Source organism: Thomasclavelia spiroformis DSM 1552, from assembly GCF_025149465.1.
Classification (GTDB): Bacteria; Bacillota_I; Bacilli_A; order Erysipelotrichales; family Coprobacillaceae; genus Thomasclavelia; species Thomasclavelia spiroformis.
Map to the genome: position 1 here is coordinate 2,134,999 of NZ_CP102275.1, position 17,008 is coordinate 2,152,006.

Annotated in this window: 15 protein-coding genes; 6 read left to right on the top strand and 9 right to left on the bottom strand. The window is 28.8% G+C overall.

Annotated elements, in window-relative coordinates; genetic code table 11:
- The first annotated feature begins 195 nt into the window (after positions 1 to 195).
- Complete coding sequence (locus tag NQ543_RS10150) at positions 196 to 615, top strand: hypothetical protein (RefSeq protein ID WP_004609477.1); 420 nt, start codon at positions 196 to 198, stop codon at positions 613 to 615.
- Between the two features lie 100 nt (positions 616 to 715).
- Here the strand turns inward: NQ543_RS10150 and alr are convergent, their stop codons facing one another.
- Both alr and NQ543_RS10160 read right to left on the bottom strand, forming a co-directional pair.
- Positions 716 to 1,789: an alanine racemase gene (alr, locus tag NQ543_RS10155; protein WP_039903932.1), complete on the bottom strand. Its 1,074-nt coding sequence runs from the start codon at positions 1,787 to 1,789 to the stop codon at positions 716 to 718.
- Between the two features lie 88 nt (positions 1,790 to 1,877).
- Entirely contained in the window at positions 1,878 to 2,864 is a 987-nt protein-coding gene (locus NQ543_RS10160) for a LolA family protein (protein WP_039903929.1), read from the bottom strand.
- A 93-nt stretch (positions 2,865 to 2,957) separates the two neighbouring features.
- Here NQ543_RS10160 and NQ543_RS10165 point away from each other — a divergent pair, with 93 nt between their 5' ends.
- Positions 2,958 to 3,158: a DUF378 domain-containing protein gene (locus tag NQ543_RS10165; protein ID WP_004609474.1), complete on the top strand. Its 201-nt coding sequence runs from the start codon at positions 2,958 to 2,960 to the stop codon at positions 3,156 to 3,158.
- 11 nt (positions 3,159 to 3,169) lie between these two features.
- Here NQ543_RS10165 and NQ543_RS10170 read toward each other — a convergent pair whose 3' ends face one another.
- The 4 genes from NQ543_RS10170 to NQ543_RS10185 form a co-directional block, all read right to left on the bottom strand.
- The gene (locus NQ543_RS10170; protein ID WP_004609473.1) at positions 3,170 to 3,793 is read right to left on the bottom strand and encodes an HAD family hydrolase; all 624 of its coding nucleotides are present in this window, start codon (positions 3,791 to 3,793) and stop codon (positions 3,170 to 3,172) included.
- Positions 3,793 to 4,494, bottom strand: coding sequence for a purine-nucleoside phosphorylase (gene deoD, locus NQ543_RS10175; protein WP_004609472.1), 702 nt, complete (start codon positions 4,492 to 4,494; stop codon positions 3,793 to 3,795). Before deoD ends, NQ543_RS10170 begins: the two co-directional genes overlap by 1 nt.
- 1 nt (position 4,495) lies before the next feature.
- The gene (locus NQ543_RS10180; protein ID WP_004609471.1) at positions 4,496 to 4,963 is read right to left on the bottom strand and encodes a hypothetical protein; all 468 of its coding nucleotides are present in this window, start codon (positions 4,961 to 4,963) and stop codon (positions 4,496 to 4,498) included.
- Positions 4,964 to 5,073: 110 nt separating this feature from the next.
- On the bottom strand, positions 5,074 to 10,842 hold the full coding sequence (locus NQ543_RS10185; protein ID WP_004609470.1) for a discoidin domain-containing protein: 5,769 nt from the start codon (positions 10,840 to 10,842) through the stop codon (positions 5,074 to 5,076).
- Positions 10,843 to 11,090: 248 nt separating this feature from the next.
- Between NQ543_RS10185 and NQ543_RS10190 the strand changes: the two genes are divergently transcribed.
- From NQ543_RS10190 to asnB, 4 genes are all read left to right on the top strand, one after another.
- Complete coding sequence (locus tag NQ543_RS10190; protein ID WP_039903927.1) at positions 11,091 to 11,456, top strand: hypothetical protein; 366 nt, start codon at positions 11,091 to 11,093, stop codon at positions 11,454 to 11,456.
- Between the two features lie 14 nt (positions 11,457 to 11,470).
- A complete protein-coding gene (locus NQ543_RS10195) occupies positions 11,471 to 11,896 on the top strand; it encodes an NfeD family protein (protein ID WP_004609468.1) in 426 nt (141 codons plus the stop codon).
- 13 nt (positions 11,897 to 11,909) lie between these two features.
- Positions 11,910 to 12,824, top strand: a complete 915-nt coding sequence (locus NQ543_RS10200) for an SPFH domain-containing protein (RefSeq protein WP_004609467.1) — start codon at positions 11,910 to 11,912, stop codon at positions 12,822 to 12,824.
- Positions 12,825 to 12,911: 87 nt separating this feature from the next.
- On the top strand, positions 12,912 to 14,726 hold the full coding sequence (gene asnB, locus NQ543_RS10205; RefSeq protein WP_039903923.1) for an asparagine synthase (glutamine-hydrolyzing): 1,815 nt from the start codon (positions 12,912 to 12,914) through the stop codon (positions 14,724 to 14,726).
- Between the two features lie 8 nt (positions 14,727 to 14,734).
- On the opposite strand, the gene NQ543_RS10210 is transcribed toward asnB, so the two are convergent.
- From NQ543_RS10210 to NQ543_RS10220, 3 genes are all read right to left on the bottom strand, one after another.
- Positions 14,735 to 15,112: a hypothetical protein gene (locus NQ543_RS10210; RefSeq protein WP_004609465.1), complete on the bottom strand. Its 378-nt coding sequence runs from the start codon at positions 15,110 to 15,112 to the stop codon at positions 14,735 to 14,737.
- Between the two features lie 63 nt (positions 15,113 to 15,175).
- Positions 15,176 to 15,937 (bottom strand): type I 3-dehydroquinate dehydratase, encoded by a 762-nt coding sequence (gene aroD / locus NQ543_RS10215; protein ID WP_004609464.1) that lies wholly within the window; start codon positions 15,935 to 15,937, stop codon positions 15,176 to 15,178.
- 123 nt (positions 15,938 to 16,060) lie between these two features.
- Positions 16,061 to 16,939, bottom strand: a complete 879-nt coding sequence (locus NQ543_RS10220; RefSeq protein ID WP_004609463.1) for an ROK family protein — start codon at positions 16,937 to 16,939, stop codon at positions 16,061 to 16,063.
- Positions 16,940 to 17,008: the final 69 nt, after the last annotated feature.

Genomic DNA, 17,008 nt, shown 5'->3' on the forward strand with positions numbered 1-17,008 from the left:
CATCGCCAATTATTGCGATGTTATTTTTATTTATGATATCTAAATTATAAATTTCCTAAATAAATCTATTTATTTTTAATGATATTTGTCTTTTTTTAGATTATTTTGTTAATATTTTTTTTAGAAAAGACAGTTAATATTGTTTTTAACTTAATTTTTTGATATTATATATAGGTACTGTTATGGAGGCTAATCATGGAAAAGATAAAAAAATTTTGGAAAGAACTTAGCATTTTTGGGATTATAATTGTAGTATTTTTAGGATTATTTGTTTATCGTAGAATTACTCATGTTGAATTTACAACAATAACTCAAAGTGCACTTGTTGAAAAAGTAAAAGATAAGGATAGTTTTGTAGTAGTAATTGGAAATAACAATGATAGTGCAACGCTTGCTTATCAAGATACTATGACTGAATTCTTAACAAGAAATCGTAGAAAACCTTTATACTATGTGGATATTTCTAACGACAGTACATATAATACTTGGTTAGAAGAAAAATTAGATATTACTGATGCAACAGTACCACAAACTATAGTTTATGAAGATGGAAAAATAACTACGAACACAACCGGAGCATTATCATATTATAGACTTGCTCAATTATTTAAATAAAGAGACTGTAAGAGCAATCTAATTGATTGAGGGGACACAGCCTCTTTTTTACAATATAAAAGCTATAACTACTAAAAATCTTAGAAGTTATAGCTTTTTATTATTTTATATATATACGTTCCACTCTTTTTGAAATCAAACATATTATTTCATAAGGAATAGTGTCTAAATCTTTTGCCATGCTAGCTAAACTAATATGATCTCCAAAAATTTCTACCTTATCGCCTACTTTTACACTTTCATCAACTCTTACCATCATTTGATCCATACATACCCTACCCACGATTTCAAAATATTTGCCATTAATATAAACCCTACGTCCTTGATTTTTTCTAATTATTCCATCTGCATAACCAATTGGTAAGGTAGCAAGATATTCATCTTGTTTGGCTGTATAAGTTAAACCATAACCAACACGACTACCCGCTTTTATTTTCTTTACCATAGATACTCTAGTAAATAATGACATTACTTGTTTATAATAATCAGATTCATTTCCTGCCGGATCAATACCATACATAACAATTCCAATTCTCCCTAAATTAGATTTATTATCTTGATGATATGCCATTGCAGCACTGTTACAACAATGAATATATTTAAACTCATGTTGACCAACTAATTTATAAAATAATTGTTGTTGTTTTACAAAGGCAGCTTCTTCACCATCAGCAGTTGCATAATGTGTAAATATACCTTCTAAAATAAATTTTCTTCGATCAATTGTTTGTAACATTTCTTCTAATTCTTTTTTATTTGTTAATCCGATTCGTTGCATTCCTGTATCTAGTTTTATATGAATTTTTAGTGGTTTATTAGATATTAAGGTTTGCAAATGATACATATATTCTAAAGAAATCATAGTTAAAGATATATCATAACTAATAGCTAATTCTATTTCCTCTTTAGTTGTTGGAACAGCTCCTAAAATTAAAATTCCTTTCGTTATTCCTAATTCCCTTAATTCAATTGCTTCCTGTAATGTTGCCACAGCAAACATTTCAATATATTCTAAATCCTTTATATAGCTAGCAACTTCTTTATATCCATGTCCATAAGCATCAGCCTTAATAACCGCCATTAATGGACGTTTAAATCGCTTATAAATTGTTTCTATATTCTCTTTTAAATACTTTAAATTAATCATTGCATATGTATCCCTATGTAAACTCATAAAAAACCTCCATAAACCATAGTATAATCCAAACATTGTAATATTTCAATTAACTAATCAAATAATTATGTAAATAGAGGCATTGCCTCTATTTAATACTAGCTGTTTGCATACTACTAATTACACTAACCATTTCATCTTTACTCAAATCTTCAGAATAGATCTTACATAAAATACCAGATTTCATCATCATTAATTCACCATTATCATAAAAAGCAACTCCATCTACAAGATCAATTACTTCACCATCTATTTCTTCAACATTCACTTCATTACTTGGGACCATTGGAGATTCAATAACAGTAAAACTTTTATCACCAGTAAACTTTAAAATATGATTAGTAGTTCCATCTATAGTCGATACTTTTTCACTATCTAATGTACTTCCCATTAATGCAACTGGATATAAAGGTAGTTCACTTGCTACATCTGCATATTCATTAGTACTCTTTTCTAAAATACTTTTTTCATCAAAATCATTTTTATCTAATTTAGTATCTGTTTTAAATTCAGTAAAATTAGCTGTAATAATCTCAGAATCATCTTTATCTAACACTATAACCTGTTTAGGTGATAAAGACTTGTCAAAAATCATTTCTTGGCTAACAATCCTTGAATCATTTGGATAAGTAACTTTACTTCTAACTTGATATCCAGTCTTTATTTTTTCTACCTCACCTTCTTCTAATAAACTTATTAAAGATTGATAAATATATGGTTTAGGGGAATTATTAGGCCAATCACTTTGAAATTTAAATACTTGATTTAAAGTTGGGGTTAGTACAAAAACACCTTCTGTATTTTTTACAATAATTTGTGATTGGTTTAATGATTTATCATAAAGTTCAACTTTATAATACTCATCCTTTTTTTCCTTAAAATAACTTACATTTACCAAATAACTCTTTAATTCATCGTTTTCAACCATTTCCATATTACATGTAAGGACATATTTATCATAAGCTTTAACTTTTTCAATTGTTTTATCCAATGAAGTATCCTTGAATTTAAAAAATATTAATGATCCCACCACCAATGCTACAGCCACAGCAATACCAATATATATCTTTTTCAAAATCGCACCCCCATTAATAAAATATGTTAATTTATCAATATTATGTATAAAGTTATATTTTATTGGATACACTTTAATAAGGAGGATGAAATAATGAACATATTACAAAAGATTTCTTTAATCCTAACAATTATAGGTGCTATAAATTGGGGATTAATAGGTTTATTCAATTTTAATCTTGTTGATTCACTATTTGGAGTCGATAGCTTTTTATCAATGCTTATCTATATATTAGTAGGAATTGCAGGACTTATTAACATTATGTTACTATTTATAGATTTAGATACAAAATAAAGAGTAGTTACCTACTCTTTAATTATAAATGGGGTCATTTCTCCATTTTTTTTATTTATTCTTATTCTATTTTTTACCATTTTCAACATTGGAATATCATGTAATGAATCAGAATATGCATATGAATTATCATAATCAATTTCTAAACCCAACTGTTTAAGAATACTATTTAAACGAACTACTTTTTCAGCATTTTTACAATTTTTTCCAATCATCCTACTAGTGTACTTACCATCAACAATCTTTGTTTTCGTTCCTAAAATTCCATCAACCGGCAAATCACAAAAACGTAAATAACCTTCAATCGATGCAGAACAAATATAAATCATATATCCTTGTTCTTTTTTATTTTTCAACTCATCAACAACATTTGAATAATATTTAGGCACTAAAGAAGATTGATAAAAATCTCTCAACTCATCATCACTTAAATTATCCATCGGAAATAACCATGATGATTTCAACTTTTGAAATTCAACAATTTTCAATAAATATAACGGATACAAAACAACAACTTTCAATAATTTAAAAATCGATAACGGATGTCTTTTAAAATAATAAATTAATAACGCTTTTCCCGAATCACCATGAATCAGCGTATCATCAAAATCAAAAAAAGCAAACTTTTGCTTCACTAAGCAATCTCCAAAGCAATTTCCATCATCGTAACAAACGTTTTTTCACGTTCTTTAGCTGTTGTTTGTTCATCAGATATTAAAGAATCCGAAACAGTCAATAACGTTAATGCCTTTTTATTTAAATAAGCCGCTGTTGCAAATAAGGCATATGATTCCATTTCAACTCCTAAACAACCAATTGACGCCCATTTTTCAGTTGTATTACTATTAGCATGATAAAAGATATCTGAAGATAAAACATTTCCCACATGATAGCTCACATTTAGTTGACGAGCTTTCATAACTGCTTTTTCCAACAAATCAAAATCACTGATCGCACTATAAATTCCAGGCAATTCATATTGATAAGCAAAATTAGAATCTGTACAACATCCTTGTACAATAATAATATCCCTTAAACAAACATCTTTTCTAAAAGAACCACATGATCCAATTCTAATAATTGTTTCTACTCCATACTGACTAAACAATTCATAACTATAAATTCCCATTGATGGCATTCCCATACCCGAACCCATAATAGAAACTTTTTTCCCTTTATAGTTTCCTGTATAACCCAACATATTTCTAACACTATTAAACTGCTTAACTTCTGTTAAATACGTATCAGCTAAAAACTTTGCTCTAAGCGGATCACCTGGCATTAAAACAGTTTTTGCAATTTCACCAACAGAAGCCTCATTATGTGGTGTAGACATATTATTCCCCCTTTATTTTACCATCTTTGAAATAATAATATGTATCATTATCCATCGGTTCACCTAGTTTACCATCATTAATAGCAGAAATTAGATTTTCTAAAAAATAATCAACATCTTCAACTCCAAGTTGAGCAAAATATCCATCAAGCACTAAAAACGGACCAAATCCATAATCATCCTGATTAAAATCTATTATATTATTAACAACCTCATCATACGCATTTCTAACTTCATCAACACTCTCACGATCATCCATATTATATTTGACAATTTTCATATGATCTCCGAATTCTTCTTCAATTAATGGCAATCCATTCTTTGAAAAATACTCACAATTTGAACATCCTTCTACATAAAAATATTTTAACGTATAAGTCCCTGTATAACTATTTTTTTCTTTAGTTTGGCACCCAATCAAACCAATACATAAAATCATTACTAACAATATTCTAACTATCTTTTTCATATTACACCTCAAAGACATTATAAACTAAAAATAATCAAAAGTATACTTTTATAATACCAAAAAAAGGTTAGATAAATTGAATATATCAATTATCTAACCTTTAATTTTAATTAATGTTTTCTTTTTTTAGTTCCATATAATACAATTGACGCAAACGCTAAAGTTACAAGTGGATACCATAGATTAGTTGTATCACCTGTTTTTACACTTGTAGTTGTATCACCATTATTTACTGGTGTATTTACATTAGCTTCTAAGCTATCGATTGCTTTTTCTAATGTAAATTTTGCATTATCTACTTCAACTTGTGAAGCATTTGGATTATCAAATACTGCTTTTGCTTCATTTAATGCTTTTGTTAATCCATCAAATGTTGCTTTTGTATAATTTACTCCGTTTAATCCTTCTGCCTTATTGATTAATTCTTCTAATAAACTCTTATCTGGAATTAATCTTAAGTTCAAGAATGCTGTTACTAATTCACTGTATGCATTGTTTACTTCTTCTTGCATTGCATTTTCATCATTATATACAGCTACTGCTTCAGTTAACTCTGTTTCAAATGCTGTCCATGTAGTTTCTGTATACTTAATTGATTCTAATCCGCTTACCTTATCGATGAATGCTTTTAATGCTGTTTTATCTCCTTTGAAGAATTCTAATTTTTGCATTGCACTTGCAAGTCTGTCAAATGCGTTATTTACTTCAACTTGCGAAGCACTAGCATCATTGTATACTGCATTAGCTTCATCTCTTGCTGCAATGAATTCATCAACTACTGCTGATACAACATTAGCCAAATCTTCATCAGTAATTACATTAGCCATGTCGATAGCAATTTTTAAGGCTGTTTTATCTGTATCAATTTCTACCTTTGCCAATGCTTCTTTAGCTGTTGCTAATGCTTCACTAGCTTGTATAACTTCTTCGTCAGTTATCGCATTAATTACAGTTGCTTTTGCTACTACAAGAGCATCAGCAAATACTTGGTAAGATTCAGCTGTGTAATTATCACTATCAAGTTTTTCCCCTTCAATAATTGCGGCTTTCAATTCTGCTACATTTATTAACGCTGCTTTCAATTCATTATATTCTTTAGTTAATAAATCTAAAGCATTTTTAGATGCAGTATTCATTATTTCAATTTTAGCTACTAAATCTGCTACTGGTTTAGCAGTTACAGTCGAATAATTATCTAAATTAATAGTTTTTGCATCTTCAATAATAGTATTTTTAACTTGTGTAATTTCATTTTCAGTTGCCATTACATCGTTTTTAGCGACATCAATTTCTACTGCTGCTGCGAAGTTTTGTCCATTATGAGTTGATAAAGCTGTTAAACGAATACCATAACCGGTATAGTCTTTATCTAACTCAACAATATTTTCGTTACTTTCACTTGAGAAAGTTCCTTCTTTAATTACAGTATAATTACCTTGAGCATCTTTAATTTCTAAACGATAATCTTTAATTAAACCGTTTGAACTAGAACCACGTCCAGTGTATAAAAACTTATCAAAAGTTTCTTCTCCACCAAAATCAACTGCAATCCAATGTGGTTCACTACATGTATCTTGACCTACATAATTAGTATGCCACCATGAATTTTTATTTCCATCAATAGCTGCCATAGCATTGGCATCACCAGTAGTTCCTGTCATTTCTGAACAAGCAGTTGCAGTCCAATTTTCATGTGATGGAGTAACAATGTCAGCAATTTCATTACTTAACGCCTTTACTTCATCATATCCAACCGAGCTATTTTTTACTGTGATTTGAGCAAGTTTACCTGTAAAATCAGCATCTCCTACAACAATATTACCACCTTGAATATTTTCATTTATATGATTTTTATCATATACAGAATTTGATAATTTTCCATCAACATATACTTTAAGCATTCCATTTGCTTCACGAACTACGTTAATTGAATGAGGATTTCCATCATTAACATTTCCAACTACTTTAGAAGTTGTAGATGTAGGAACGTATTCATCAGTTCCAAATGTTCCGTGAGCTTTTTCTTCTACTGTTGTTACAGTTTCTTTAGAGCTTACAGAAAGATCTTTTACTTTAAATACTACATATCCATCTTCGTCGATTGAAACAGATACGTCATTTCCTAATTTTACTAAATTTACATTTGTAGCTTCAGTTTCTACTCCTAAATTAACACTGAAATCTTCGATTCCTTTAAGCTGTTTATCAGTATCTACTGTGTATGCTTTATTAATACCACCTAACCAGATTGTATCTTGATTAGCATTATAAGTATCTTCAATACCTTTAGCATCTTTTAAATCATCTTGTCCAGATACACTTGCTACAACACCATCTTTATAATATGCAACTTTAATATCTTGTGTTAATTCATTATTATTGAAATCTTTTACTCCTGTTACAGCAACATTAGCATGAGCAGTAATACTATCAGCACTTAATACTACTGTTCTGTAATCATCTTTTAATTGTGCACTTACTTCTTTACCATCAACAGTATAAGTTCCACCTTGAATTCTTTCGCTAAATTTCAATGTGATTTCATTATTGCCAGTTGATTTAGCTGAAACAATTTTTGGAGCAACATTATCTTGATGTCCATATTGTTGAATAATTGTTTGATGTGGAGCTAAAGTAACAGTAATTGTATCACCATAAGAAATTATACCTTCAATATTACCTTCTGCATATGGATATACCTGCACTCCAATTACATCTTTTAATGTTGGTTGAGCACCAACTACATCCGTAATTTCAAGTGAATATGTTTGTTCTTGATCAGTTGGGTTTGTAAATGAAACAATTCCTTCATTTCCATTCCAGCTTGAATATCCATAAACACCGTCTTTTGGTTGGTTACCAAATAATTTTGCATTTTTCAATACATTATGATTTTCTTCTGCCCATGCAAGTGCATCAGCAGTTACTTGCCATTTTGCTTCATCCATAATAGATGGAGAATAATATAATTCCCAGAAAGCAGTACCACGAACTGCATTAGCGAATAAAAATTCTCTAAATACTTCTGTAGTTGCATAACTTCCGTCAGATACACCATAAATTGGATCATGGTTATAAATATTCTTTAATGGGAATTGAATTTGATTATGTTTATATAATTGATAATAAACTTGATCACGATAATAGATTTTTTGTTGATGTCTTTCACCGGTACCTAATTGTCCTGTATCACCTGAATCTTGTACCCAAATAGTATTTACCCATTGTAATAACCATGGACTTAAGTTTACATAACATGTTGCATTAATGAAAATATTTGGATTATTTTCTCTTACATGATCAAATAAATCTGTCCATGCCTCCCACATATCTGAAGTAAAATACATGTTGTTGTCACCACCAACCATATGGTCATGATCAGGATCGTTACATGGCCTAGATGCAAATCCATCCCATTTCCAGTATTCTACGTTAAATCTATTTTGATAATCAATTGCCATTGTTTCAAAATTTTTAAGATATTTTCTTGATCCTGTACAAACTACCGTTCCAAGAGCTGAATTAGGTTGTGCATATCCTGTACCTGAAGCTTCAATATATCTACCAAAACCACCAAAGTAATTATATCCACCTTGTGGCCCAACCCAAACCCCAAATGTTGAGCCAAATTTATTTGCTAATGAACTAGATGTATATAGTTCATTAGGAAATTTATTGTTAAATTCCCAGAATCCTGTTTGATTTGGTGTTCCACTTCCTGAATCTTGTCCAGGTCCTACATAAGTGGTATCACCAATTACAGAATAATAATTATTCCATCCATCATCTACTACATATGAATCTAGTGGCTCTACACCATTTTTAGCTAGTTCTTTTTCTATACCATTGAAAGAACTTGCAATACTTTCATCAGTAATTGACATCATATTATCATACCATGAATTGTATTGTTTTCTAAAGTCAGTTGGTGTTGCAATATCTTCGATATAATCAAAGAAATCTGTTTGTACTACTGAAGTATCAGTACCTTGAGCTGCACCTACTACATTTTGCCAAGTAACAAACTTACCATCAGTTGTAAGCTGATTATCTTTTTGCATACGAGTAAATGTTTTACCTGAATAATAACGAATTTGTGTTTCATTATCTTTAATAATTGTGTCAGTTGCAGGGAACTCTGATCCAATGAATAAACCATTCACGTAAATTGGTTGTCCTAACATTAATTCATGTTGACCAATCCACATTGATGAAATTTGGCTATCATCAGGATGACACCACACACCTTGTGTATCTTCTGGTAATACAAATCTATCTGTATCAATATAATCAATTTGTGCTTTATCTTTGTCACTTACACTTATTTCTAAGAAAGAACGCATATAATGATCACCTGATTTTAATACAACTACTTGATCAATATCATAAGTTACCCCATTAATTTCATATGGTTCATAAGAAATAGTTAATTTCTTACCATTTTCCACATTTTCAACTTCAGTTCCTTCATATACTAATGCGCTTGATAATATTGCATCTTTTGAAATTGGTTTAACTTCAGTATTATAGTTAGGCCCGTAATATTGATCAGTATAAAGATTTAATTCAGCACTTGTAAACTCTTGAGCTGAACCTATAGCACATGTTTTTTGTACTAATCTTACATATCTTGTAGCATATGGTTTATAGAAATTAGCATAAACACGATCACCTACATTATGTAAATCTCCTTCATCATGAAGATTATAAGCTTCTTTTGTAAAGTTTCCCGCACCAGCTAAATTCCATTTAGCTCCATCATCACTAACGTATAATTCAAATTCTCCTAATGTTCCATTTATACCATAGTTAGCATCTGGATATCCTGGACGTTTATCAATAGATAATGAACGTACTGTTTGTTCACTGCCTAAATCAATATCAACAGTAAACGGATTACCATTTACAGTATATTCATTTGGATGAGTATCCAAACTACCATCAATTAATTTTTCTGTTTCGCTATCACTCATGATATTTCCATTAGCATTTTTAATAGTGACAGACCAATCACCACGATCTAATACCTGTTTAGGTTCAACAACCTTTTGAGTTTTTGTGATTTCTTGATCATAAAAATCAATTTCAGCACTTGAAAATTCTTGAACACTTCCTAGTGCGACTCCTGTTTGAACAACCCTTACATATTGTGTTTCAACTGGAGCATCAAAATTTACAAAAACCATATCCCCAACATTATATAAATCCCCATCTTGATGAAGGTTATAATCTTCTTCTGTAAATTCTCCTTCAGTTAATTTTGTATAGTCATTACCATCTTCACTTATCCAAATTTCATAACTTCCCATTGTTCCATTAATTCCATATTTAGAATCTTGATATCCTGGACGTTTATTAACTGACATACCAGCAATTGTTTGAACAGTTCCAAAATTAATGTCTAATGTAAAAGGATATCCACTTATTTGATAATAATCAACATATGTATCTAAGTTATCATCAAATAAAGTATCTGTTTGTGCCTGTGGAAAAGTTTGGCTATCATTTTTCAATGTAGCACTCCATCCATCTGTAGGTAAAGAGTCTGTATAAATCCATTCTGGGTCATTTGTTATTATTTCTTCATCGTCTTTTCCACTATCATTAGAAGCAATTGTATTAATAACAAAATCTTCTGAACCACTTTGTGGCTGTAAATTTAAATCAATACGTTTATTTAAAATTGAACTAGTTAAAATTGCTTTATTTTTAATTGAAAACTCTCTTGAAATATAGTCATTCCCAATTGATACAACATTATCATCCACATTTGTAACAACATCGCTAAAGGCCTTTACTTTAGTATTACTACCAACAGTTAAACCACCAACGATTAGGGAACAAGATAATACCGTGCTAAACAGCTTTTTTATTTTCATTTTTTTACATCATCCCCGATCCGCATTATTATATTTTGTTTTTAGTAACTCGATTAAATAATCATTCATTTTAACTAGCTTTTTATACGTATTCCCTCCACAGACAAGAAAAATTATAACATTCTGTATTTTTATATTCTTTGCACTTTTTAATGGAAACGCTTTAATTTTTATTTTCAGAAAATTATATAATATTGTTGAATAAAAATAATTTTTATAATATAATTAAATATGAAAGGATGATAACTATGAATTTTGAGTGGTCAACAAACGATATTGCTAAAAAAACAGTTACTATTTATAGTACCAACCTGACATTAAATAAAGCAGCATGCAGGCATTTTGAAGATGTAAATTATGTTTTGTTAGGGCTTGATCGAAAAAATAATCTTTTAGGAATTAAACCGATACAAAAACAAGAAATTGATACTCAAATCTATCCAGAAGATCAACTACATCGTATTTCAATTGGTAAAAGCTATGGTAGAATTTCAAACAAAACTTTTATTAGAGAATTATCGCAAATTTATCGACTAGATTTAAGTGATAATAAATATTATAAATATGATGCTAGATTTGATGTAATCCATCAAATTCTATTAGTCGATTTATAAAGGGAGGAATTTAAATGTTAACTATTTGGTTAGCAATTACTGTTATTGCCATTATTATTGAAATACTTACTATCGATTTAGTCAGTATTTGGTTTGCAGCTGGTAGTATTGTTGCATTAATTGCATATTTATTAAATGCAAGTACTACAATTCAAATTGCTTTATTTGTTATTGTTACTTCAATATGTGCTATTATTATTAGACCAATTTCTAAAAAATATTTACGTGGTAATATTGAAAGAACCAATTTTGATCGTGTAATTGGAAAACACGGTTTAGTAACTAAAACAATTACCGCTGATAATAAAGGTGAAGTAAAAGTAATGTCGACTTTATGGATGGCAACAAGCAATGATAATACAACAATTCATCAAGGGGAATATTGTGAGATACTTGCTGTTGAAGGTGCTCATTTAATTGTTAAAAAAATAGAAGAATAAAGGGGATATTAAAATGGATACTATTGTTACTATTATTTTATTAATATTACTTTCTTTGATTGTAATTTTTATACTTGCTTCAATGATAAAGATTGTTCCACAATCAAAAGCATATGTAGTTGAAAGAATCGGTGCGTATAATCGTACATGTAATGTAGGTTTGCATATTTTGATACCAATATTTGATCGAGTTGCAAACAAAGTTACACTAAAAGAACAAGTTGTTGACTTTGCGCCACAACCAGTTATTACTAAAGATAATGTTACTATGCAAATTGATACCGTTATATATTATCAAATAACTGATCCTCGCCTATTTACTTATGGGGTCGATTATCCAATTAGCGCTATCGAAAATCTAACAGCTACAACTTTAAGAAACATTATTGGGGATCTAGAATTAGATGAAACATTAACTTCTAGAGATATTATTAACTCAAGAATGCGCAGTATTCTTGATGAAGCTACTGATCCTTGGGGAATCAAAGTTCACCGTGTTGAAGTTAAAAACATCATTCCTCCTCGCGATATCCAAGAAGCGATGGAAAAACAAATGCGTGCTGAACGTGAAAGACGTGAAGCAATTTTACAAGCTGAAGGTAAAAAAACTGCTGCTATTTTAAATGCCGAAGGTGATAAAGAATCAATGATTTTAAGAGCAACTGCTCAAAAAGAAGCAGCAATCACTAAAGCCGAAGGTGAAGCTGAAGCAATAAGATTAGTATACGAAGCTCAAGCAAAAGGAATTGAATATATTAATAAAGCAAATCCTGATAATGCATATGTTACTCTACAAGGATTTAAAGCATTAGAGGAATTATCTAAAGGTGAAGCTACAAAAATTATTATTCCAAGTGAGCTTCAAGGAATGGCAGGACTTGCTACTTCAATTAAAGAATTTGTCAATGATAAACCCAAAAAAGAATAACTTAAAACATGGATTCATCCATGTTTATTTTTTTATAATATTAGCATATAAAAAAAAGATCATCATATGTTATAAGGGGTGATTAATATGTGTGGTCTTTTATGTATGTATAATCAAAATGAAGATTTATCTAATCAAATTACAATATTTAATAAAATGCTATCGTTAATAAAACATCGTGGACCTGATGATTATAAAATAATTCATGATCATCATGTATTATTAGGGCATTGTCGATTATCAATTATTGATATAAACGGTGGTAAACAACCACTTGAATATGTTTATAATAATATTAAATATTCGATTGTATATAACGGCGAAATATATAATATGAATACAATCAAGGAGCAATTAATCAATGAAGGATTCCATTTTTCTACTCAAAGCGATACAGAAGTAATCGTTGTCAGTTTTATTGCTTATGGGTCAAGATGTTTGAATTTATTTGATGGTATTTTTTCTTTTGTTATTTCATATCAAAATAAATTATTTGTAGCTAGAGATCATCTAGGAGTTAAACCTCTATATTATTATCATAAAAATGATCTCTTTATTTTTTCTAGTGAAATCAAATGTATCTTAATGTATCTACAACGTTGTATTGTTGATAAAACAGGAGTTAAAGAACTATTAGGTTTAGGACCTAGTATATCTCCAGGAAGAACTCTCTATAAAGATATTTATAGTTTAAGACCTGGGCATTATATGAATGTATATAGTAATTTTAAAGAAATAAAACGATATTGGCATTTAAAACGATTAAAACATACTCGTAACTATGAAGAAACAGTATATGATATACGTTCATTAGTTAATCATAGTATAAAACAACAGTTATTAAGTGATGTTCCTGTTTCTTGTATGCTTTCTGGCGGTTTAGATTCTAGTATTATTACTGCTGTAGCTAGCCAATATGTTTCTAAACTGTCAACATATAGCATTGACTATCAAGATCAAGATAAATATTTCCAACCTTATGAATATCAAACAACTAGAGATGAACATTACATCAACGAAATGTTAGATCGTTATTCTACAAACCATAAAACCGTTACAGTATCACAAAAACAACTAGTAATGGCCCTAAAAGATTCCTTAATTGCTCGTGATGCCCCAGGGATGGCAGATATTGATTCTAGCTTCTTACTATTTTCAAAAGAAATATCACAACATCATAAAGTTGTTTTATCTGGAGAATGTGCTGATGAAATATTTGGTGGATACCCTTGGTTTTATCGTCAAGATTTAATCAATGTCAAAGGGTTTCCCTGGATGCGAGAATTTGATAAACGAATGGAATTATTTAATGATAACGTAAAAACATTAAATATTGAAAATTATGTTCTTGATAAATATTATCAAACATTAGATGAAATAGACTATTATGATCAAAATTTTGAAGATGAACATAAAAGAAAAATGATTTATTTAAATATTGAATGGTTTATGCAAACATTATTAACACGCTCCGATAGTCAAACAATGCAAAGTTCAATTGAATTACGTGTTCCATTTGCTAATAAAGATATTATTTCATATATATATAATGTTCCTTGGAAATATCTATATCATGATAATATGGAAAAAGGATTATTAAGGGATGCTTTTAAAGATTTTTTACCAAATGATATTTATAATCGTAAAAAAAATCCTTATCCAAAAACTCATTCTCCACTTTATTGTGACTTAATTGTAGAGTTACTAAAAGAGTCTTTAAAAGATAAAGATAATATTTTATTAAAATTATTTAATCATAATAAATTATTAGATTTAATCAATTCAAAAGGAACGTCCTTTAAATATCCTTGGTTTGGTCAATTAATGATGGGCCCTCAGTTACTTGCATATTTCTATCAAATATATTTATGGGGCAGAATATATCACATAGAACTAGAATAATCATTAGATTATTTTAGTTCTATACATACATGACCATTTTTTAATTCAACGCTTTTTAAAAAATCATTTAAAACAATAACACCCCGATCAGTTATTTCAATATCTTGATAATCTTTAATCATTTCTTTTAAAATTTTATTTACACTAAGATTAATAAACCCATATTTAGCTATACCATCAATATCTACGATTAAATCATTTTCAACTCTTAAATCAACTTTTGCTTGTACCTTTGTATCAATGCCATAATAATTTAAATTAGCATTAATATAAATACTATCAGATATCTTAATATCAATATCATTTAAAACAATATCTTTATAATCAAAAAATTTTAAATACAAATACTTACATAATTTTGTGAGTTCTTCTTGATCAATTATCATACTATCACCTAATTTATAATATGTTTAATTAAAAAAAAGGTGAAAAAAAGGACTTGTTAGTCCTTAGCTATTTTCATGAACAATTTTTAAAGCTTCTTTTAAAGAACGTATATCAATTTGTCCTGATGCTGAAGCAACATTATCTTTACCAAAAGTAATTGCTGAACCAAATTGTTCACCTAAGATTCTTGTTGCTATTCCTAAGTTAGACATAGACATTGTAACAATTGGTTTATCATAAATTTCATTAGCTCGCAATGTCATTTCTAATACCAACAATACATCTTTATAATCTTCTGGCATGACTGCTAATTTAATAATATCTGCTTCTAATGAATCCATTTGTTTAATTTTTTCTAACATCGTATCTAAACTTGGTGTTCTAGTAAAATCATGACTAGACATAATAACTTTATGATTAGCTTCATGAATCATATTATTTAATGTAATAATTGCATTAGTCCCACTTGATAATTCAACATCATAAATATCAAAAGCTCCACTGTCTAATGCTATTTTATATAAATTAATATATTCTTCATGACTTAATTCACCCAAGCCACCTTCTTTAACACTTCGATATGTTAGAATAAGTGCTTGTTTCATTTCCAAAGTTGCAATCATTTTAAATAATTCTTTTAATTTCTGTTGATTTAACAATTCTTTAAAATAATCAATTCTAAGTTCAATTATATCAATATCATAATCCATCAATCTAATTATATCAGTAATAATTGCTTGATGATTATCACTTACAACTGATACACAAACTTTTGGAATTCCATCACCAATTAATATATCTTTTATTTTACATATCTTACTCATGTATCATCCCCCCTAAAACTACGGTTAGCTATATACAAATAATATTTATAAAATATACATTTTATACTATAACATTATTACAAACAATATGATACTTTTTTAAGTTAAAAAATAAAATTATTTTCATATTTTATGATGATATAGCGCTCCGATTAAATTTGCATCATTATAATATTTACAGTTTATTACGTTTGGCATCAATAATTGATGACTTTGTACTTGAACTTTTTTCAAAGCTTTTTTAATTTTTTCAATCAAGATCTTTTGTTTAGAAATACCTCCACCAATACAAATCACCTCTGGATCATACATAGATTGCAAATTATATAATTGAATCGCAATATCTAAACAAAAAGAATCTAAGATTTCAATAACTTGTTGATTATTATTTTTTACTAGTTCAAAAACTTCTCGCCCATCAATTTCTTTAATTTTAAGCATATTTGAAACTCTTTTACATAGTGCTGAAGTAGATGCAATATCAGACCATGTCAATATTCGATGTGATTTTTTATCATACCCAACAATAATCGTACTAAATTCACCAGCAAATAAATTATTTCCGTGATGAATTTTACGATTTTTTATAACACAACCACCTATTCCAGTACCTAAGACAACAACTATAGCATCTTTATGTCCTTTTATATTGCCAGCATATATTTCGGCTATTCCAGCACATTTAGCATCATTTTCAATTGTTACTTTAATTCCATTACATGCTTTTGATAAAAGATCTTTTAAATTTACCCCCTTTAAAAAAGGATATGCTGTAATCTCTTCAATAACTCCTTTTTTACTATTAATGATACCTGGACAAGATAAAGCTATACCATCAATTTGATAATTGCTTTTAAAATATATTTCACTTAATTTTGAGATAAACAAATTCAAGCTTGTTAATGTCATTGATAAAAATTCATTTTTATCAAACATTTTTCCATTAGTATCAAAATAACAATACTTTATTGCAGTTCCGCCAATATCAAATACCAAATACATAAATATCACCTCAATTATTATAAAACACAAATAACAAAAAACAAGATAAAAAGATGCAAAATTGCATCT